Origin of the sequence: Streptomyces sp. NPDC002680 (assembly GCF_042889145.1) — a bacterium.
Taxonomy (GTDB): domain Bacteria; phylum Actinomycetota; class Actinomycetes; order Streptomycetales; family Streptomycetaceae; genus Streptomyces; species Streptomyces adonidis.
Genome location: NZ_JBIAQP010000001.1, coordinates 319237 through 340094, shown reverse-complemented (window position 1 = coordinate 340094; position 20858 = coordinate 319237). Strand labels below are relative to the sequence as shown.

Here is a 20858-nt window from a genome sequence, read left to right as displayed (position 1 = left end):
ATGGCCGGACTGATCGCCTACGGCGCCTATGTGCCGTACCACCGCCTCGCCCGCGCGGACGTGGCCGCCGTACTCGGCACCGGAGGGGGCAAGGGCACCCGCGCGGTCGCGGGCTACGACGAGGACACCACCTCCCTCGCCGTCGAGGCGTCCCGGGTCGCCCTGGCCCGCGACGGGCTGCGCGCCCGTATCGGCCAGCTCTTCCTCGCCACCGCCGCGCCCGCCTACCTCGACAAGACGAACGCGACCGCCGTCCACGCGGCGCTCGGCCTCGACGAGCACGTCCTCGCCGCCGACATGGCCGGCTCGGTCCGCTCCGGCCTCGGCGCGCTGGTCACCGCCGCCCGTTCCCCGGTCCCCACCCTGGCGGTGCTGTCCGACCTGCGTACGGGACTGCCCGGCGGCGCGGACGAGGCAGCGGGCGGCGACGGCGCGGCGGCGTTCATGTTCGGCGGGCACCGCAACGGCGCTCCCGTCATCGCGGAACTGCTCGCCCACGACACGGTCAGCGACGAGATCCTCGACCGCTGGCGCCTGCCCGGCGCACCCACCTCCCGTGTCTGGGAGGAGCGCTTCGCCGAGGAGATCTACACCTCTCTGGCCGACAAGGCGCTCACCGCCGCCCTCGACCACGCGGCCCTCGACATCGGAGCGATCGACCACTTCGTCGTCGGGGGTCTGCACGCGCGCGCGTGCGCGGCGGTACGACGGACAGCGGGCGTACGGCCCGAGGCGGCGACCCCGGACCTGAGCGCGGCGATCGGCAACGCCGGTACCGCCCAGCCCGGTCTGCTCCTCGCCGACGTCCTCGACCGCGCCCGCCCCGGCGAGGTCATCGCGCTCGTCGTCCTCGGCGACGGTGCCGGAGTCCTCCTCCTGCGCACCACCGACGCGCTCCCTGCCCACCGCAGCCCCCGCCCGGTCGCCGCCCAGGTCGCGGCGGGCAGCGCCCCGATCCCGTACGCCACCTATCTCACCTGGCGCGGCCTCCTCGACCGCGAACCACCCCGCCGCCCGGACCCCGAGCCGCCCTACGCCCCGCCCGCCCACCGCCGTACCGCCTGGAAGTACGGCTTCGTCGCCTCCCGGTGCGAGAAGTGCGGTACCCGGCATCTGCCACCGGACCGGGTGTGTGTCTCCTGCCGGAGCGTCGACGCCATGACCGACGAGCCGATGGAACACGTACGCGGCACGGTCGCCACGTTCACCGTGGACCGGCTGGCCGCCACCCCGAGCCCGCCGATGCTCGTCGTGGTCGTCGACTACGACGGCGGCGGCCGGTTCCGCTGCCAGCTCACCGACGCCACCGAGGCCGACGCCGTCATCGGCGCCCGGGTGGAGATGACGTTCCGGCGCACGGTCACGGCGTCCGGTGTTCACAACTACTTCTGGAAGGCCCGGCCGGTGCGGATCGACGACATCCACGACGAGGAGACAGGCCGATGAGCTCGCACGGAATCCGGGACCGCGTCGCGATCGTCGGCATGGGCTGCACGCCCTTCGGCGAGCACTGGACCCGCTCGGCGGACGACCTCTTGATCGACGCCGTCGGTGACGCGGTTACCTCGGCCGGCGTCACCCTCGACGACATCGACGCGTTCTGGTTCGGCACCCAGGCCTCCGGAGTGTCCGGACTGACCCTGAGCCGGGCCCTCCGTCTGCCCAACAAGCCGGTCACGCGTGTCGAGAACATGTGCGCGACCGGCTCCGAGGCCCTGCGCAACGCCTGTTACGCCGTCGCCTCCGGCGCGTACGACATGGCCATGGCGGTCGGCGTGGAGAAACTCAAGGACTCCGGCATGTCCGGGCTCTCCGGCACCGCAATCCCCGGTGCGGGCGACGACAGCCGGGGCGAGATCACCGCCCCCGCCAACTTCTCCCTCCTCGCCCCCGCCTACGCCGCCAAGTACGGCCTCGCGGACGAGGAGATGAAGGACGTCATCACTCGCATCGCCTGGAAGAACCACGTCAACGGCGCCCGCAACCCCCGCGCCCAGTTCCGCAAGGAGGTCTCGCCGGAGCGCATCCGGTCGGCCCCGATTGTCGCGGGCATGCTCGGCGTGTTCGACTGCTCCGGCGTCTCGGACGGGTCGGCGGCGGCGATCGTCGTACGCGCCGAGGACGCCTACAAGTACACCGACAAACCGATCTTCGTGAAGGCGCTGTCCTTCGTCGCGGGCCCGGCGGACGGCCTCCTCGACCCGTCCTACGACTTCACCACCTTCCCCGAGGTCGTCGCCTCCGCCCAGGAGGCCTACCGCCAGGCCGGCATCACCGACCCGCGCGCCGAACTCGCCCTCGCCGAGGTCCACGACTGCTTCACGCCCACGGAGCTGGTGCTGATGGAGGACCTGGGCTTCTCCGAGCGTGGCCAGGCGTGGAAGGACGTGACCAGCGGGGCGTTCGACCTGGACGGCTCGCTGCCGGTCAATCCGGACGGCGGCCTGAAGGCCTTCGGCCACCCCATCGGCGCCTCCGGCCTCCGCATGATGTTCGAGGCCTGGCTCCAACTGCGCGGCGAGGCCCCGCCCGAGCGGACGGTCACGTCCGTGGCGGAGGGACGCTCGCTCGCCCTGACCCACAACCTCGGCGGCGGACCCGGCGAATGCGTCTCGTTCGTGTCTGTCGTCGGCAGCCAACTCACCGACTAGGAAAGGCGGTTCGGGACATGGGGCGACTCGAAGAGAAGATCGCCGTCGTCACGGGAGCCGCGTCCGGCATCGGCGCCGCCACCGCACGACGCCTGGCCGCCGAGGGCGCACACACGGTCGTCGCCGACCTGAACCTCGACGGCGCCAAGACGGTGACGGAGGAGATCCGCGCCGCCGGGGGCTCCGCGACGGCGGTCCCGGTCGACCTGGGTGACGTGGAGAGCGTACGGGCCATGGTGGCCACGGCCGTCGACACGTACGGCGGCCTCGACGTCCTGCACAACAACGCGGCGGCGACCCATCTGGCCGCCCGCCTGGACCTCGCCGTCGTCGACGCCGACCCCACCGTCTGGGACGACACGATGCGCATCAACCTGCGCGGGACGATGGTCGCCGTCCAGGCCGCCGTCCCGCACATGATCGCGCGGGGCGGCGGCTCGATCATCAACACCTCGTCCGGGTCCGGCCTCGCGGGCGACCTGCGGAACCCGGCGTACGGCGCCTCCAAGGCCGCCCTCATCAACCTCACGCAGTACGTCGCCACCCAGTACGGCAAACAGGGCGTGCGCTGCAACGCCATCGCGCCGGGGTTCATCGTCACGCCGGCCAGCTCCGGCTCGGCGCACGGGGCGATCAGGGAGGCGATGCTGCGCCATCACCTCACCCCGCGCCTGGGGCTCCCGGAGGACGTCGCCTCGGCGGTCGTCTTCCTCGCCTCCGACGAGTCCGCCTTCATCACCGGGCACACGCTGCGCGTGGACGGCGGGCTGCTGTCTCATCAGCCGTACGTCGCGGACCTGCGCGACGCCTGACGCTCTTGTCATCGACGGTCGGAGGCGCTCCCCGTACGTGGGGAGCGCCTCCGATCCGTTTCAGGCCAGGGTCTCCGGCTCGAGGTCGCCCAGGTAGGCCGCCCGCACCGCCGGATCGCGGCGCACCTCCTCCGGCGTACCGGCGCAGATCCGGCGGCCGAAGTCCAGGACGACGACCTGGTCGCAGACGCTCATCACCATGTCGACGTCGTGCTCGACGAGGAGCACCCCCATGCCCCAGTCCTCGGCGAGCCGCCGCACCAGCTGGGCCAGCTCCCGTGTCTCGTCGTCCGACAGTCCCGCCGCCGGTTCGTCGAGGAGCAGCACGGACGGCGAGGCGGCCACCGAACGGGCGATGGCCAGCAGCCGCCGCTCCCCGTACGACAGATCGCCCACCGGCCGGTCCAGACTGTCCTGGAGTCCGAACTCCCGTACGGCGACCAGCACATGGGCGGGCAGCGGGCGGCTACCGGGGCGGATCAGGTCCGTGAGGAACGTCCAGCGGCCGGGCCGGTCGCAGGCCGCGTACAGGTTGTCCAGGACGGTCATGTCCTCGAACAGCTCCAGCGACTGGAAGGACCGGCTGAGCCCGGCGGCGGCCCGCCGGTGCACCGGCAGCCGGGTCGCGTCCCGGTCGCCGAGGCGCACACTGCCGGACGCGGCCCGGGTGAACCCGGTGACGGCGTCGATCGCGGAGGTCTTGCCGGCGCCGTTGGGCCCGATGAGACCGACGACCCGGCCCGGCTCCACGTCCAGCGAGAGTCCGTCGACGGCCACGACACCGCCGTACCGCACGGTCAGGTCCCGTACGTGGAGGGGGAGTGGTGTGGCGCGGGGGACCGCTTCCGCCGCCGTCTCCTCCTCGTGCACGGTCTCCGGCACGAGCGTGGCGCGCTTGGCGGACAGTCTGCGCTGTACGCCCGCCGCCTGTTTGCCGATGTCCTTGCCGATGCCGTCCTGGTTGCCCACCAGCGTCAGCACCAGGATGATCCCGCCGATCAGCGGCATCCACTCGCTCAGCCCGGGCAGTACCAGATCCCCGAACCGGGCACCCACCGTGCCCGCCGCGAAGGTCGCGCCGAACAACGGGCCCACGAGGAAGCCGACTCCGCCGATGACCGCGAGCCCGAGCGCGGTGATGGACTCGAAGCTGGCGAAGTCCGAGAAGACGACGGACGTCGAGCGGAAGCCGGTGAGGACTCCGGCGAGCGCGGCGATGGCGGCGGAGAGGCCGAAGGCGTAGAGCTTGGCGGCGCGGACGTCGATGCCGAGGGCGGCCGCGGCCCGCTCGTTCGCCCGTACGGCGATCAGCCGGCGGCCGGTTCGGCTGCGCCGCACGTTGGCGACCACGAGGGTCGCGGCGACGAACATCACGAGTACGACACCGGCGTACCGCTGCGGATGGTCGACGCCGGAGATGCTGATGCCGAAGAGGGTCTGCTTGCCCACGGCGATGCCGTCGCTGCCGGGTGTCGTCGAGAGGTCGGTGTTCTGGAAGACCATCGCCTCCAGCGTGGTGCCGAGCCCGAGGGTGATGATCGCGAGGTTGACGCCACGGGTGCGGACCGCCGGGAGCGCGAAGAGGAGGCCGATCGGTACCGTGCCCAACACGCCTGCCAGCAGGGCGAGTTCGAACGGCCAGCCCCAGTCGGCCGCCGCGTGCCCGGCGATGAAGGCGCCGGTCCCGGCGAGCGCGTAGGCCGCCAGGGAGACCTGCCCCGCGTAACCGGTGACCACGACGATCGACAGGATGATCAGCGACATCACCAGGGTGGTGGTGATCGCGTCGGCCCAGAGCGGAGGCGCCAGGCTCACCAGCAGCAGTCCCACTGCGACGGCTACAGCCAGCGGCACGGGCCGTACCCTGCCGGAGCCCAGAGCGGGCAGCCGGTCCAGGAACGTGCCGCGCAGCGGCAGCGCCCGGCCGCGTGCCACCAGGACCAGCGCGATGACGAGGAACGGCACCGACGAGGCGAGCCCGGTGACGTCGGAGCCGAAGCGGGTCAGCTCCGACTGGACGACGCCGATGACCAGACCGCCCGCCAGGGTGACGGGGAACGACGAGAACCTGCCGACCAGGGCGGCGGCCAGCGCGCTCAGCAGCAGGGTGGTCAGCCCGGTCACCGACAGACCGATGACCGGCACGATCAGGATGCCCGTCAGGCCCGCGAGCGCCGAGCCCAGCGCCCAGTTGCCGGTGGCGATGAGGTCGGGGGACCAGCCGAGCGAGGCGGCGGCGCCCTCGTTCTCCGCGACCGCGGTGGTGCCCAGGCCGAACAGGGTGTGCTTGTAGAGGAGATGGAGGAGCGCGGTCACGACGACGGCGATGGCGAGCAGCCACACGCGGTCCTCGGTCACGGTCGCCCCGGCGATCGTCAGCAGCCGGGTGGGCAGCTTGCCCGGCACCAGTTGGAGGCTGTCGCCGTAGCGTTTCACGGCGATCGCGGTGAGCACGATGAACACCGCCAGAGTGCCGACCAGCCGGGCCAGCGAGGACGCCCGGCGCAGCGGGCGCAGCACCAGCAGATGCGTGAGCACACCCAGCAGCGCGGAGGCGAGCACCCCGCACGCGACGGCCGGCCAGTACGGCACACCGTGCTGTGCGGACAGCTCCCACTGGACGTAGGCGCCGGCCATCCCGATCGCGCCGTGCGCGAAGTTCAGGACGCCGGAGCCCCGGTAGACCAGCACGATGCCGTGCGCGGTGAGCGTGTAGAGCGCGCCCAGACCCAGGCCGAGCAGCGCGAACCTGAGGATGTCGTCCATCGGGGAACCTCCCAGGGACAGGACGAGAGCGGAACGAGACAGCACATTCAGTTAAATAATTGTGCCGAGAGTACTTCACTAACTCGAAAACTCACCCCATGCTGTTCGCATCTCGACGACGAGCACCGCGGAGGAACCATGAACGACTCACGCCGACGCAGAACAGCCGCAGCGAGCTGTCTCGCGGTGACCGGAGCCCTGCTCGCCGCGGGCTGCGGGGGAGAGGCCGCCAGTAGCTCGACGGAGACGACCTCCCTGAAGGGCACCCCGGTCAAGGTGATGGTCTGGACGCCGGAGGACACCCAGGGCAGCGCCCAGCCCGGGGTCCGGCTCACCGCCCAGGCCTACGAGAAGTGGATCAACGCCAACGGCGGGATCAAGGGCGGCCCGCTCAAGGTGCTGACCTGCAACGAGAAGAACGACCCCGACGAGGCCGAGAAGTGCGCCCAGCAGGCGGTCGCCGAGAAGGTGGTCGCGGTGGTCGGTTCGTACAGCCTCGCGGGCGACCGCTACATGCCCATCCTGGAGAAGGCCGGCATCCCCTACCTCGGCGGGACCGGCGTCTCGGCCGCCGAGTTCTCCAACCCGCTGTCCTTCCCGGTCAACGGCGGCACACCCGTGGTGTTCGCGGCACACGGCGAGCAGCTCGTGGAGCAGGGCTGCAAGAAGATCTCCGGCGTACGGTACGACGTTGCCGCCGCCGAGACCGTCGCGAAGTTCCTCGCCCTCGGCGTGACCGCCGCCGGCGGGACGGCCCCGAAGGACCTCAAGGTGCCGGTCACCGCCACCGACCTCGCCCCGCAGGTCGCCGCCGCGACCCAGGGCAGCGACTGCGTGGACGTCATCCTCGGCACCCACTCCGACCTGTTCGTGACGTCGTACGTGCAGTCCGGTGCGAAGACGAAGCTCGGCAGCGTCGTCGGCAACCTCACCCCGCAGCTGGCCGAGAGCACCGGCGGTGCGAGCAGTCCCCTGGAGGGCTCCGCGATCACCGGCTACTACCCGCCGACCTCCGACCCCGCCTGGAAGGACTTCCTCGAAGCCACCAAGGGCGAGAAGGAGATCGACCCCACCAACGGCGCCAACGGGACGACCTGGGTGGCGTTCAAGGTCTTCACCGAGGCGGTCAAGAAGCTGCCGACGATCTCCTCCAAGGCCCTGGTGCAGGAGCTGAACACCACCTCCGGCATCGACACCGGCGGTCTGACCCCGCCGCTGACCTGGAGCGAGTCGACCGCTCTGCCGATCAAGGGCCTCAACCGCATCCACAACACGACGGCCACCGAACTGACCATCCGCGACGGGAAGATCGAGTGGGCCAAGGCCGGATCGACCTTCGTCGACGTCCGCAAGGTGCTGACGGCCATGGCGTCCGGCTGACCTGGCTGATCCGGCGGATCTGATTGATCTGGCGGACCTGGTTGATCCGGCTGATCCGGCTGAGGAGCAAGCACGTGCACGACATCGACACGCCCCTGATCGAGACCCGCGCCCTATCCGCCGGATACGGCACCCGACCCGTCGTACGGGACCTCGACATCCAGGTCCGCCCCGGTGAGGTCGTCGCCCTGCTCGGCCCCAACGGCGCGGGCAAGACCACGACACTCAGGGCGCTCTCCGGCGACCTGGCCCCGATGAGCGGGGAGGTCAGCTGGCTGGGCATCACCGGCCACGCACCCCTGCACCGGCGCGCCCGCGAGGGCCTCGCCTACGTCGGTGAACGGGCGGTCTTCACCCGGCTCGACACCACCGACAACCTGCGGGTCGGCCGGGTGACACCGGCCCGGGCCGTCGAACTCTTCCCCGAACTCGACAAACGCCTCAAGGTCGGCGCGGGCATGCTCTCCGGCGGCGAGCAGCAGATGCTGTCGCTGGCCCGCGCCCTGTGCCGCACCCCCAAGCTGCTCCTCGCGGACGAACTGTCCCTCGGCCTCGCCCCGCTCGTCGTCGACCGCCTGCTGCGCGCCGTGCGCGAGGCGGCCGACGACGGCCTAGGGGCGCTGCTGGTCGAACAGCACGTACGCAAGGTGCTGGACATCGCGGACCGCGTGTACGTCCTGCACCGAGGCCGCGTCACCATGACCGGCACTCCGAAGGAACTGCGCGGAAACCTCGACGCGATCGAGTCCTCGTACCTCGCGAAGAACGCGACTCCCTGACGCGATTCCCCAACCGATGGAGGTGACTGCCGTGTGCGGCGCACGCGAGCAGATCCGATCACTGGTCCTGTCCGGCGAAACCTTCGACCAACCTGCCCAAGAACTGCGGGAGTTGCAGCTCGAAGCCGCACGGGAGGCCTTCACCGCCCAGCGCGAGCGGATCCCGCTGCTGCGCACCCGGGCGGAGGAGACCGGCGTACACGAGATCACGAGCCCCGACGACCTCGTCCCGCTGCTGTTCTCGCACACCAGCTACAAGTCGTATCCCCTCTCCCTCCTCACCGCCGGCCGCTGGGACCGGCTGCTGCACTGGTACACGACCGTGTCGGTGGTCGAGCGCGGCGACGTCGACATGGACGGCGTACGCGACATCGACGAGTGGACCGACCGCATCACCGCCGCCGGGCACCGCCCGTACATCACCAGCGGCACCTCCGGGAAGGTCTCCTTCCTCAACTGCGACGCGAGCGACCTGGACTTCCTGCACGACATCCTCGAACACCTCACCTGCTGGCCCGACCCGCTCCCGCCGAAGCCCACCCGCCGCGGCTACCTCCTCGCACCCGCGAGCGGCCCGATGCGCTCCATCGACGGCTACCGATGGCACGCGGAGGTCTTCGCCCGGCCGGGCGAGACCCGGCTGCTGACCGAGGACCCGATGCGGGTCTCCGAACTGATGAGCAGCGCCCTGCTGCGCCGCCGAATCGCGGAGGGCGCCGCGACCCCGCAGGAGATCAGCTCCTTCGAGACCGTGTCGGAGTCCCGCGAGCAGGAACTGGGCGCGGCCATGGACCGGATCGTCGACGACATCGCCGCCCACCGCGACGAGCCGCTGCTGATCGCCGGGATGAACAACCAGCAGTTCACCCTGATCGAGGCACTGCGCGCCCGAGGCGTGGCCGACGGCAGCCTCCACCCGGACACGCTGGTGCTCAGCGGCGGCGGCAACAAGGGCCGCGCGCTACCCGACGACTACCAGGAGCGGTTCGCCGCCTTCTACGCCGGCGTACGACGGGTCCGCAGCTACGGCATGACGGAACTCCAGGGCTCCTGCCTCGCCTGTGAGAAGGGCGACTACCACGTGCCGCCGTGGGTGATCCCGCTGGTGCTGGACGAGGCGGGCGAGAAGCTCCTGAACACCGAACAGGGCGTGGTGGAGGGCCGGTTCGCGTTCCTGGACGTCTCCCTCCAGGGCCGCTGGGGCGGACTGATCAGCGGCGACCGGGTCTTCGTGAACTTCTCGCCCTGCGCCTGCGGCCGACCGGGACCGACCGTTCTGCCGGACATCCAGCGCTACGGCGACCTCGGCGGCGACGACAAGATCACCTGCGCGGCGACACTCGACTCCTACGTCCGGGGGATGATCCACGGATGAGCGCCACGACGCTCGACGGCACCGCGGCGGAGTCCGTGTCCGTCGTCCACCTGATCCGCGGCGAGGTCGAGGAGGGACCACGCCGCGACCTCGGCCGCTTCACCGCACCCGCACTCGACCTCGACCGCCTCGTGTGGCCCCGCACCGAACTGGGGCCCGCCTTCCACGTGCCCGTCGCGGAGATCGTCGACCTGCTGGTGGAGACCGGCGAGGCCCTCAAGGCGGACCGCGAGGGGCTGCTGGCCGAGGCCCTGGACCGCATGGTCCGCGTCAGCCCGCTTCCCGCCGAGGTCCTCGAACGCGCCTACGCCGCACTGTGGCGCAGCTTCCAACAACCCAGTCTGTACGCCCAGATCGACCACGAACTCGGCGGAGCGGACGTCCTCGACGGCTGGCGCGAGGTACGGCTGCCCGGGAACCGGATCGCGGCCACGCGTGCCTTCCCACCGCGCCTGGTGCACATCATCGCCGGGAACGCACCCGGCGTCGCGGCCATGTCCGTCGTACGCGGAGCCCTCACCAAGGGCGTCAACCTCCTCAAGCTGCCCTCGAACGACCTGTTCACCGCGACCGCGATCCTGCGCACGATGGCCGCGGTGGCACCCGGCCACCCCGTCGTGCGCTCGTTCTCGGCGGTGTACTGGCGCGGCGGCGACGAGACGGTCGAGAGCGTGCTCTTCCGCCCGCAGTTCTTCGACAAACTGGTCGCCTGGGGCGGCGAGTCCACGATCCGAGGCGCACTGCGGTACGTCGGCCCGGGCCTCGAACTCGTCTCCTTCGACCCCAAGACCTCCATCTCCCTGATCGGCCGCGAGGCCTTCGAGTCCCCCGAGTCCCTTGCCCGGGCCGCCGACGCGGGCGCTGCCGACGCCACGTTCTTCAACCAGCAGGCGTGTGTGGCCAGCCGCTTCCAGTTCGTCGAGGGCTCCTGGGACGACGCCGACCGTTACGCCGCCCTCCTCTGCGAACGCCTGGGCGTGGCAAGGGAGTTCAGCTCCGCCGACGGCCCGCGCGTCGCCGCGGAACTCCGTGAGGAGATCGACGTACTGCGTTCGCTGGCCCCCGAGTACCGGGTGTGGGGCGGCTACGACGGCCGGGGCCTGGTCATCCGCTCGCCCGAGCCGGTGGATTTCCACCCCGACGGAAAGATCGTCAACGTCGTCCCGGTGACCGGGCTGACCGACGCGGTGACGCACGCCGGGGTCGCCACCCAGACGGTCGGCGTGTATCCCGACACCCGAAAGTCGGAACTGCGCGATGCCCTCGCCTGCGCCGGAGTCCAGCGCGTGGTCTCCCTCGGCGGCGCGGGCGGTATGCCACCGGGCCTGTCCCACGACGGTTTCTACCCGCTCCAACGGCTCATGCGCTGGGTCAACGACGAGTGACCGTCCGCCGCCCGGGCGGGCCATGAACCGCCTTGACCTGAAGCGCTATTGAGCTTCTAGCGTGTCCCCAAGTCGATCAACTGACTGGACGGGAGACGCTGATGATCCTCGTGACCGGGGCCACCGGAAACATCGGAAGGGCCCTGCTGGGGGAGTTGCACGCCCGAGGTGCGGGCCCGCTGAGGGGGCTGACCCGTGACGCCGCCCGGGCCGCGTTCCCCGACACGGTCGAGGCGGTCGAGGGCGACTTGGCGAAGCCGGAGTCATGGAAGTCCGGTCTGGAAGGGGTGCGCTCGCTGTTCCTCCCGTCCCGGCTGGGCCCGGACGCCGACATCATCGGGGCCGCCCGGGCGGCGGGAGTGCAGCACGTAGTGCTCGTGTCGTCGATCACCGTCCAGACGCATCCGCATCTGGGCCCCGCCGACGAGAACTTGGCGGTCGAGCGGCTCCTCAAGGACAGCGGGCTGGCCTGGACGATCCTGCGCCCGACCCAGTTCGCCTCGAACGCCCTGATGTGGGCGGCGTCGATCCGCGACCGTGAGCCCGTCCGGGCGCCGTACGCGGACACCGGGCTGCCCACGATCCACCCCGCGGACATCGCGTCGGTGGCACGGATGGCGCTGACCGAACCCGGCCACCGGGGACGGACGTACGCACTGACCGGCCCCGAACCGGTGACGGCCCGGCAGCAGGTCGCGGCCATCGCGGCGACACTCGGGCGGGAGGTGCCCTTCACCGAGATCAGCCGCGGGGAGGCGCACGCCAGGATGGCCGAGGTCTTCGGCGCGGAGGCGGCGGACGCGGTGCTCGATGTCACGGGCGGAGACGTCAACGCCGAACTGCTGGCGGTGCGTGACACCGTCGAGCGAATCACCGGCTGCCCGGCCAGACCGTTCCGCCAGTGGGCAGCCGAGAACGTCGACCGCTTCCGCTGACGGAACGAGACCGACGTGCTCCGACGCCCGCTCTAGGGTGGAGCCCATGCCATCGTTACCCCCTGCTCAGCCGCCCCTCGCCGACCCCGCAGAGCTGATCGCCCACCCCTACGAGGTGTACGCACGGCTTCGCGAGGCAGGGCCCGTCCACCGCGTCACCGGAACGGACGGCCTTCCGGCCTGGCTGGTCACCCGCTACGACGACGTACGCCAGGCCATCGCCGACCCCCGGCTCAGCCTCGACAAACGCAACGCGAAACCCGGCGGCTACCACGGGCTCGCGCTGCCGCCGGCGCTGGACGCGAACCTGCTGAACATGGACCCGCCGGACCACACCCGCATCCGGCGCCTGGTGTCCCAGGCGTTCACCCCGCGCCGTATCGCGCTCCTGCGGGAACCCGTCAGGAGGACCGCCGACCAACTGCTCGACACGGTCGAACCGCACGGCCGCGCCGACCTGATCGCCTCCTACGCCGCGCCGCTGCCGATCACCGTGATCTGCGAACTGCTGGGCGTGCCCCCGCACGACCGGCGGGACTTCCGTACCTGGACCGACGCCTTGGTGGCCCCGGACCCCGCACAGCCCGACAAAGCGAAGCAGGGCGTCCGGTCCATCCTGGCCTTCTTCACCCAGCTCATCTCCGACAAGCGGGCCGCACCGACCGACGACCTGCTCTCCGCGATGATCGCCGTACGCGACGACCAGGACCGGCTGACCGAGGACGAGTTGATGTCCCTGGCCTTCCTGATCCTGTTCGCCGGGTACGAGAACACCGTCCACCTCATCGGCAACGCCACCGTGGCCCTGCTCAGCAACCCCGGCCAACTGGCCGCACTCCGCGCCGATCCAAGCAGACTCCCCGGCGCGGTCGAGGAACTGGCCCGCTACGACGGCCCCGTACCCCTGGCCATCCGCCGGTTCCCCACCGAGGACGTCACCATCGGCGGGGTCACCATCCCGGCCGGCGAGACCGTCCTGCTCTCCCTGGCCGCCGCCCACCGAGACCCACGCCGCTTCCCCGACCCCGACCGCCTCGACCTCACCCGAGACGCGACCGCCCACCTGGCCCTCGGCCACGGCATCCATTACTGCCTGGGCGCACCCCTGGCCCGCATGGAGACAGAGATCGCCCTGGCGGCACTACTCGACCGCTTCCCCCAACTAGCCCTGGACGTAGAACCGCAGGAGCTGCGCTGGAGACCATCGATGCGCTCACGAGGCCTGCTGAGTCTCCCCGTGCACTTCTGAACACGGGTGGCGCACCCGCGCCCCAAAGGGGCGCGGGGAACTGCGCGACAAGCCCCCACCGGCCCGCAGCGAAGAAACCGCCCACCCTGCGGAGCGACTAGCCGACAACCCGCCCCAACTCGATCCGGTCAATGTGAGGAGCCCACGCCCCCACATTCCCGAACATCACCTGGTTCGCACCCGCCCGCAGATCGACAGGCACACCCACCGTCCAGTAATCGTCCCAACTCCACGTGTTCTTGAAGGTGACCCTCCGAGCCACCCCACCCCCCACCGTGACATCCGCCGTACGAGACATGATGTCCGTGTTGTAGGCGTGACCGTTGTCCCGCCGATCGTTGTGCGCGTAGTGAACGACCAGCAGATAGCGGCCCGCCCTGGGCGCGTCCACCGTGAACTCGGCAGTACTGGACGGGCTGTTGCCGAGCCACCCGATGTAGGAACCGCCGGAGGCATACGCGGAGGCGACAAGCCTGGCACCGCCCGCGAGCGCTGCCGAGGCGCCGTCGTACGAGAGCGTGCCGGACGTCGAGCCGGCACCCGTGACATCGAGGGAGCGGACGGAGGCCCCCTTGGCCGTCACCGCGACGCGGTTGTTGCCCGCCACCAGATACAGCCGCAGCCCCTTGCCGGGTGCCGCCGTCACCTTCTGGCCGTGCAACTCCAGGTTCACCGCCGCCGAGGCTCGCGCCGCCACCATGTAGTACCCGTCGCGCGGTGCGTAGACGTCGAACACCGCCTTGTCACCGGAGCGCAGAACGAGCGCGCCCGTGCCGACCCCGGCGGACGAGGAGTAGTCGTACGACGGCCGGCCGCTGATGTCCGCGAGCGTGGCCTCGTACGACGCCGAGGGCGCGGCTCCGATGCGGGCGGTCAGGTCGATCCGGTCGAGCGTGACCTCGGCGTCGCCCTTGGCCAGCGTCAGCACATGCCGGCCGACCGGAAGATCGACGGTGACGTCCTTCTTGGCGCGGTAGGTCCAGTTCTCGGTGGAGGGACAGGTGACCGTGACCGGGGCCCGGCCGTCGACCGAGAGTTTCTGTGTCGCGGGCGTCCCGGACTGGTTGCCGTACAGAATCGCCAGGTCATAGGTACCCGCGACAGGCACGTCCACCGTGAAGTCGACCTTGCTGGTGGCCGTGTTGAGCGAACCGACGTCCTTCGTCCCGGAGGCCGCGTAGCCGTTGGCGTTGCTGACCGTGCCCTGGGTGTAGACCTTGCCGTCGGTGATGGCCGCGTCCTCGGCCTCGTACGACGCCGACCAGGGGACCGATGCGGCGGTCGGGGTGCCGGTGCCACCTGGGGTGAGGACGATCCGGTACGCGGACATCTTGTGCAGCCCGCGCAGCGGAACGCTCACCGTGCCGTCGGCCGCGACCTTCACCTTCGTCCGGGCGAGGACGGGGGGCGCCGCGTGCTGCCCCTCGTAGCCCGACCAGGCGGCCTCGGCGACGGTCGCGGTGACCGTACGCCCGAAGACGGACCGGGAGACGTTCTGGACGACGACGTCGGCGTCACCGGCCGAGCCACCGAGCAGGACTTGCGCCTGGCGGCGATTGATGTCGTAGGAGGCCAGTCCCTGGAGGGTGTCGACGGTGTTGGCCTGGGGCGGGGTCACCTTGACCGTGTCGCCGGTCAGTCCCGCGTACCAACGGAAGTACCACCAGCCCCCGTTGGGGATGTTGGAGCGTACGACATTGCCGTCGAGGTTGCCGGCCGCGTCCCAGTAGGCCTGGTTGGCGTACACCTTGTTCCGCTCGAACATCGCGACCCACTGGGCGAGTTGGCCCGGAACGGACAGGTCGCGGCGGTTGGCGTACTCATCGATATTGATCTTCAGGTGCTCGATGCCGAGTTCACGCTCGATGGCACGGTAACTGTCGTAATTTCCCTGGAAGTTGCTCAGTGAGCTGGAGTCCAACTCGTGCCAGGTCATGATCTGGGGCAGGACGTTCTCGCGCTTGGCGAAGGCGAGGAAGTCCCTCAACAGGCGTGTGTGGTACCCGGATTCGTTCGGGCCGGCGATCCTCGCGTCCGGGTCGATCGCGCGGATGCGCTCGTACACCGTCTTCCAGTCCTTGAGGAACCGGTCCCGATTGACCTCGTACTGCGCCTGGTCGGAGATGCCGAGGTTGTACCAGATCTGGTCGGGCTCGTTGAAGGGGATGTAGACGAAGCGCTCGCTGTTCGGGTCGGCCGCCACCTCGCTGACGATCCTGTCGACCTTGGGGAGGTAGTCCTCGATACCGAGATCCTCGTACGGCCACTTGGCGTAGACGTCCTGCATCATCACCAGGATCTCGCCGCCGCCGTTGCGGAAGTACGACTTGGACACGGTGAGCGCGTCCCCGTTGGGATGCTGGGCGCCGCCCTCCGGTTTCTGCGAGACGCTGGTGATCTTCAGGGGTGCCAGTATCGCGTCACTGGGCACACCGTCGTCGCTGAGCCCGTACAGGGTGCCGTTGGCGCCGCGCATCACCGGGCCTTCGGACGAGGCAAGGTCGACGGTGACGCGCTGCGGGGCGTCGGCTGCGGTCGCGGGCTGGGCCGCGGGAAGGGTGCCTGCCATGGCGGTGACTCCAAGTACGGCTGTGACAAGGGCGGTTCCGGTACGGGACAGGGCACGCGATGAGGGGGTTCATCCGCCCCCGGGAGGCGGCCCCGAGCTTTCCCGCACCAGCAGTTCCGGTACGGAGACGGGATGCGGGGCGATCTGCGCGGACTCCTCCAGTACGCCGTGCAGCAGGGCGAACGCGGACCGCCCGAGGCCGGTGAAGTCCAGGCGTACGGTCGTCAGCGACGGGGTGAGATAGGCGGAGTGCGGGGCATCGTCGAACCCGGCGACGCTCACCTCACCGGGGACCGCGCGGCCCGTCTCGTGCAGGGCGCGGATCACCCCGAGCGCGAGGTCGTCGTTGCCGCACAGGATTGCGGTGACACCGGCGTCCCTCGCGAGCTTCAGCCCTGCCGCGTGACCGCCCGCCGGATCCCAACTCCCTGGTACAGGACGGGGTTCCGGCGCTCCCGCCTCCCTGAGTGCCTGCCGCCAGCCGGTCGTACGGGCGCTGGTGCGCCGGGTGCTGGACGGGATGGCGACGTAGTGCACGGTCTCGTGGCCGAGGGAAAGCAGATGGCGGGTCGCCTCGTACGCGGCCTCGCGGTCGTCGGTCCACACCCACGGGCGGTCGCCGCCGGGCGGGCTCGCGGGGGTCTCCACCACGCCGACGACGGGCAGTTCGGCGGGCACGGCACCCAGGGCCCGTACACCGGCCGGATCGTATGCGATCACGATCAGCCCGCCGCCCGCGTCCGCCGCCCGTCGCACCTGGGCGGCGACAGCGGCCTCGTCGGACTCGTCGGCCGATTCGAGTACGCCGACCCCGACGGCGTACGAGGCGGCACGGGCGGCCTCCTCGATGCCCTGGAGGATCGAGGCGTAGCCGTAGTGCGTGGTGTTCGAGGTGAGCACGGTCACCGCACGACTGCGTCCGCTGGCGAGGGCGAGCGCGGCGGAGCTGCGCCGGAACCCCAGCTCGTCGATGACGGCGAGCACCCGGTCACGCGTGGACGGCTTGACGCTGGGGCTGTCGTTGATCACCCGGGAGACGGTCTGGTACGACACTCCGGCCGCGCTCGCGACATCCCGGATGCTCACTGAGCGTCTTGTGTGACCGGTCACATTCATGCCAGGATTGTGACCGGTCACATGAGGGTCGTCAAGAGACCGCAACCTTTGATTCATGCGGCGGAAGCGGACGCGGAAGCAGAAGCGGACCGTCGGCCCAGGCCGCATCGGGAGGGGAAGACGTTGACCGGTACGTCGGATTCGGCGGGCACAGCTTCAGGTACCGCTCGGCGGACGTTCGTCTGGGGGCACCGCGCTCTGGAGGCCGAGTTCGAGTTCGCCCCCGGCGGCGACGGGGCTCTGCGGCTGGCCCGTCTGGACTCGGGCGGGGGCGCGGCCGACGACGACCAGGCGTTGGCCCCAGGCCCGGACGCCCCCCTCCACCTCGTCGAGGTGACCGCCCTCGGTCACGGCAGCGGCTGGTCGGGCCCCCGCTTCACCGGTACGGCCCTCGGCGCCCGATTCCGCCACCGGGCGCACACCACCCACGAACACGACGGCTGGACGCACCTGACCGTCGAACTCCACGACCCCGGCACCGGGTTGACCGCCTTCGTCGAGCTGTCCTCACCCGTCGGACTGCCCGTGCTGCGCTCCCGCGTCCGCCTCCGCAACGACGGAGGGGAGCCCCTCGTCGTCCAGTCCGTCAGCAGTCTGCTGCTCGGCGCCCTCCCTTCCCCGGACGCCCTCGACGTCCATCGCGCCCGCAACGACTGGCTGGCGGAGTGCCGTTGGTACACCGAGCCGCTGCGCAACACCGTCGCCGACATCCATGTCGACGTCCACCAGCACGACAGCCGGGCGGCACTGACCCTGACAGGGCGCGGCAGTTGGCCCACCGACGGGCACCTGGCGATGGGCGCCCTGACCGAACGCGGCGGCGGCCGGGCCTGGTTGTGGCAGATCGAGTCCCCGGCGGGCTGGCGCTGGGACCTGGGTGAACGCGACCACGGCACGTGTCTGGCACTGAACGGCCCCACGGACGCGGAACACCAGTGGCGGGTCCGGCTGACCCCCGGCGCCGAACTCACCACCGTGTCCGGCGTCCTGGCCCTCGGCTCCGGGCTGGACGACGCCTTCGCCGCCCTGACCTCGTACCGTCGTGCCGTACGCCGCCCGCACCCGGACCACACCACCCTGCCGGTCGTCTTCAACGACTACATGAACACCCTGATGGGCGACCCGACGACGGAGAAACTGCTGCCGCTGATCGACGCCGCCGCCCGGGCCGGGGCGGAGTACTTCTGCGTCGACTCCGGCTGGTACGACGACAGCACCGAGGGCTGGTGGGACAGCGTCGGCGAGTGGCTGCCCGCACCGCGCCGCTTCCCCGACGGCGGAATCCGGGCGGTCCTGGACCGGATCAGGGAGCGCGGCATGGTGCCAGGCCTGTGGTTGGAGCCGGAGGTCGTGGGCGTCCGTAGTCCGGTCGCGGCCGAACTCCCGCCGGAGGCCTTCTTCCAGCGGGACGGCGTACGCATCACCGAACAGGGCCGCCACCAGCTCGACCTCCGCCACCCCGCCGCCCGGGCACACCTCGACAAGACCGTCGACCGCATCGTCGGCGACTGGGGCGTCGGCTATCTCAAGCTGGACTACAACATCGTGGTCGACCCGGGAACCTGCGCCCCCGGAGACATCGCCCCCGGAGCAGGCCTGCTCGGCCACGCCCTCGCATACCTGGACTGGCTCTCCGAGGTGCTGGACCGCCATCCCGGCCTGGTGATCGAGAACTGCGCCTCGGGCGGAATGAGGATGGACGGCGCCACCCTCGCCGTCACCCAACTCCAGTCCACCAGCGACCAGCAGGACCCGTTGCTGTTCCCACCGATCGCCGCCGCCGCACCGACAGCGGTCCCGCCCGAACAGGGCGCCGTCTGGGCCTACCCGCAACCCGATTACGACGACGACCTGATCACCTTCACCCTGGGCGGCGCGCTGCTCGGCCGCATCCATCTGTCGGGCCATCTGGACCGGATGTCGGAACACCAACTGGCCCTCGTACGGGACGCGGTGGCCGTCTACAAGACACTCCGCGCCGACCTCGCGGAGGCCGTACCGTTCTGGCCGCTCGGTCTGCCGGGCTGGACGGACGAGTGGCTGGCCCTGGGCATGCGGGTGCCTGGTGGCCGTACGACCTACGTCTCGGTCTGGCGTCGCGGCGGAGAGGGCGAACTCCGGCTGCCGGTGGGGCACTTGGCGGGCCGGGAGGTCCGTACGGAGATCCTGCACCCGTCCGCTCCGGGCGGCGGCTCGGCGGTCTGGGACGGGGACGGGGTGAGGGTGTCGCTGCCGCGCACACCGGCTGTCGTGCTGATCCGGCTGACTTCCTGACTTCGGACGCACAGGCAAGGGGGAGGGGCGTCGCTTCGAAGAGTCAGGCGTGCTGGGGTATTTATGGGGACATGAACTACCCGGAGCACGCGTCATGAACGTCTCGGTCGTCCTGTTCACCTCCGACCTCCGCCTGCACGACCATCCGCCACTGCGGGCTGCCCTGGACGCCGGACGCAGCGTCGTCCCGCTGTTCGTGCGGGACCGGGCCGTGGACGCCGCCGGGTTCGCCGTACCCAACCGGCTGGCCTTCCTCGCCGACTGTCTGCGCGACCTCGACACCGGTCTGCGCGAGCGGGGCGGACGGCTGGTCGTGCGCAGCGGCGATCTCGTCGATGAGGTGTGTCGGGTCGCCGCCGAGGCGGGCGCCGACCAGGTGCACTTGGCGGCCGACGTCAGTGGCCACGCGCGCCGCCGGGAGGACCGGCTGCGCCGCGCCCTGGAGGCGGACGGCGTACGGCTGCACGTGCACGACACCGTGACCGCGGCCGTTGCCCCGGGCGCCGTGGTCCCGGCCGCCTCGGACCACTTCGCCGTCTTCACGCCGTACTTCCGGCACTGGTCGAGACAGCAGCTGCGGGACCCACTCCGGGCGCCCCGGACGGTCCGCGTGCCGGACGGCATCGGCTCCGAGCCCCTGCCCGCCCGGAGCGACCTGCGCGGACTGTCGGAGGGGCTCGCCTCCGGTGGCGAGACCGAGGGCCGCGCGCGGCTCACCGCGTGGCTGCGTGGCGGGGTGACGTCGTACGAGGACGGTCATGACGACCTGGCCGGCGACGCCACCTCCCGGCTCTCGCCGCATCTGCACTTCGGCACGCTCTCCGCCGTCGAACTCGTCCACCGGGCCCGCCGGGCGGGCGGTCCGGGCGCCGATGCCTTCGTACGGCAGCTCGCCTGGCGCGACTTCCACCGCCAGGTGCTCGCCGCCCGCCCGGACGCCGCCTCCTCCGACTACCGCACCCGGCACGACAGTTGGCGGTCCGGGCCGCAGGCGCGCGAGGACGTCGAGGCGTGGAAGGAGGGCCGCACCGGCTATCCGATCGTCGACGCGGCGATGCGCCAACTGCGGCACGAGGGCTGGATGCACAACCGGGGACGCCTGCTGACCGCGAGCTTCCTCACGAAGACTCTGTACGTCGACTGGCGGGTCGGTGCCCGGCACTTCCTGGACCTGCTGGTGGACGGCGACATCGCCAACAACCAGCTCAACTGGCAGTGGACGGCCGGTACCGGAACCGACTCACGGCCCAACCGGGTCCTCAACCCCGTCACCCAGGCCAAGAGATACGACGCCGACGGCGCGTACGTACGCCGCTGGGTACCCGAACTGCGGGCGCTGGCCGGGCCGGTGGTGCACGAGCCGTGGAAACTGCGCGGCCTGGACCGTGCCGCGCTCGACTATCCGGACCCGATCGTCGATCTGTCCGACGGGCTCGACCGCTTCAAACGGGCTCGCGGTCTCGACCGAGCCGCTGTGACTGTCCCCTGAGCGAATCAGGACCGGACAGTGTCCTGGGCCGGGTGTCACGCTGGTGTCCGCGGGGAGCCTAGTTCCAACCAGGTGTGT

At 70.9% G+C, this 20858-nt stretch carries 14 protein-coding genes; 11 read left to right on the top strand and 3 right to left on the bottom strand.

Going from position 1 to position 20858, the window contains the following annotated elements; translation table 11 throughout:
* The 3 genes from ACFYXF_RS01450 to ACFYXF_RS01440 are packed head-to-tail and all read left to right on the top strand — an operon-like array spanning window position 1 to window position 3463.
* The gene (locus tag ACFYXF_RS01450) at window positions 1-1446 is read left to right on the top strand and encodes an OB-fold domain-containing protein (protein WP_389346880.1); all 1446 of its coding nucleotides are present in this window, start codon (window positions 1-3) and stop codon (window positions 1444-1446) included.
* The gene (locus ACFYXF_RS01445; protein ID WP_389346879.1) at window positions 1443-2651 is read left to right on the top strand and encodes an acetyl-CoA acetyltransferase; all 1209 of its coding nucleotides are present in this window, start codon (window positions 1443-1445) and stop codon (window positions 2649-2651) included. The genes ACFYXF_RS01450 and ACFYXF_RS01445 overlap by 4 nt, the downstream gene beginning before the upstream one ends.
* A gap of 17 nt (window positions 2652-2668) precedes the next feature.
* The gene (locus ACFYXF_RS01440; protein WP_389346878.1) at window positions 2669-3463 is read left to right on the top strand and encodes an SDR family NAD(P)-dependent oxidoreductase; all 795 of its coding nucleotides are present in this window, start codon (window positions 2669-2671) and stop codon (window positions 3461-3463) included.
* A 60-nt stretch (window positions 3464-3523) separates the two neighbouring features.
* Here the strand turns inward: ACFYXF_RS01440 and ACFYXF_RS01435 are convergent, their stop codons facing one another.
* Complete coding sequence (locus tag ACFYXF_RS01435) at window positions 3524-6229, bottom strand: ATP-binding cassette domain-containing protein (RefSeq protein ID WP_389346876.1); 2706 nt, start codon at window positions 6227-6229, stop codon at window positions 3524-3526.
* Window positions 6230-6367: 138 nt separating this feature from the next.
* On the opposite strand from ACFYXF_RS01435, the gene ACFYXF_RS01430 reads away from it, so the two are divergent.
* The 6 genes from ACFYXF_RS01430 (at window position 6368) to ACFYXF_RS01405 (ending at window position 13332) form a co-directional block, all read left to right on the top strand.
* On the top strand, window positions 6368-7609 hold the full coding sequence (locus ACFYXF_RS01430) for an ABC transporter substrate-binding protein (RefSeq protein ID WP_389346873.1): 1242 nt from the start codon (window positions 6368-6370) through the stop codon (window positions 7607-7609).
* A gap of 74 nt (window positions 7610-7683) precedes the next feature.
* Window positions 7684-8388, top strand: coding sequence for an ABC transporter ATP-binding protein (locus ACFYXF_RS01425; RefSeq protein ID WP_389346871.1), 705 nt, complete (start codon window positions 7684-7686; stop codon window positions 8386-8388).
* A gap of 31 nt (window positions 8389-8419) precedes the next feature.
* Window positions 8420-9763, top strand: coding sequence for a hypothetical protein (locus ACFYXF_RS01420; RefSeq protein WP_389346868.1), 1344 nt, complete (start codon window positions 8420-8422; stop codon window positions 9761-9763).
* The gene (locus ACFYXF_RS01415; protein WP_389346866.1) at window positions 9760-11148 is read left to right on the top strand and encodes an acyl-CoA reductase; all 1389 of its coding nucleotides are present in this window, start codon (window positions 9760-9762) and stop codon (window positions 11146-11148) included. Before ACFYXF_RS01420 ends, ACFYXF_RS01415 begins: the two co-directional genes overlap by 4 nt.
* Before the next feature lie 101 nt (window positions 11149-11249).
* Entirely contained in the window at window positions 11250-12083 is an 834-nt protein-coding gene (locus ACFYXF_RS01410; protein WP_389346864.1) for an SDR family oxidoreductase, read from the top strand.
* 46 nt (window positions 12084-12129) lie between these two features.
* Window positions 12130-13332 carry a cytochrome P450 gene (locus ACFYXF_RS01405; RefSeq protein WP_389346862.1) on the top strand — a complete coding sequence of 401 codons (1203 nt, stop codon included), beginning with the start codon at window positions 12130-12132 and terminating at the stop codon, window positions 13330-13332.
* 97 nt (window positions 13333-13429) lie between these two features.
* On the opposite strand, the gene ACFYXF_RS01400 is transcribed toward ACFYXF_RS01405, so the two are convergent.
* The gene (locus ACFYXF_RS01400; protein WP_389346860.1) at window positions 13430-15901 is read right to left on the bottom strand and encodes a CBM35 domain-containing protein; all 2472 of its coding nucleotides are present in this window, start codon (window positions 15899-15901) and stop codon (window positions 13430-13432) included.
* 69 nt (window positions 15902-15970) lie between these two features.
* Window positions 15971-17017: a LacI family DNA-binding transcriptional regulator gene (locus ACFYXF_RS01395; RefSeq protein WP_389346858.1), complete on the bottom strand. Its 1047-nt coding sequence runs from the start codon at window positions 17015-17017 to the stop codon at window positions 15971-15973.
* Between the two features lie 123 nt (window positions 17018-17140).
* Here ACFYXF_RS01395 and ACFYXF_RS01390 point away from each other — a divergent pair, with 123 nt between their 5' ends.
* Together ACFYXF_RS01390 and ACFYXF_RS01385 are read left to right on the top strand one after the other, a co-directional pair.
* Window positions 17141-19291 carry a glycoside hydrolase family 36 protein gene (locus ACFYXF_RS01390; protein ID WP_389346856.1) on the top strand — a complete coding sequence of 717 codons (2151 nt, stop codon included), beginning with the start codon at window positions 17141-17143 and terminating at the stop codon, window positions 19289-19291.
* Between the two features lie 94 nt (window positions 19292-19385).
* On the top strand, window positions 19386-20780 hold the full coding sequence (locus ACFYXF_RS01385) for a cryptochrome/photolyase family protein (protein WP_389346854.1): 1395 nt from the start codon (window positions 19386-19388) through the stop codon (window positions 20778-20780).
* The last annotated feature ends 78 nt before the right edge of the window (window positions 20781-20858 follow it).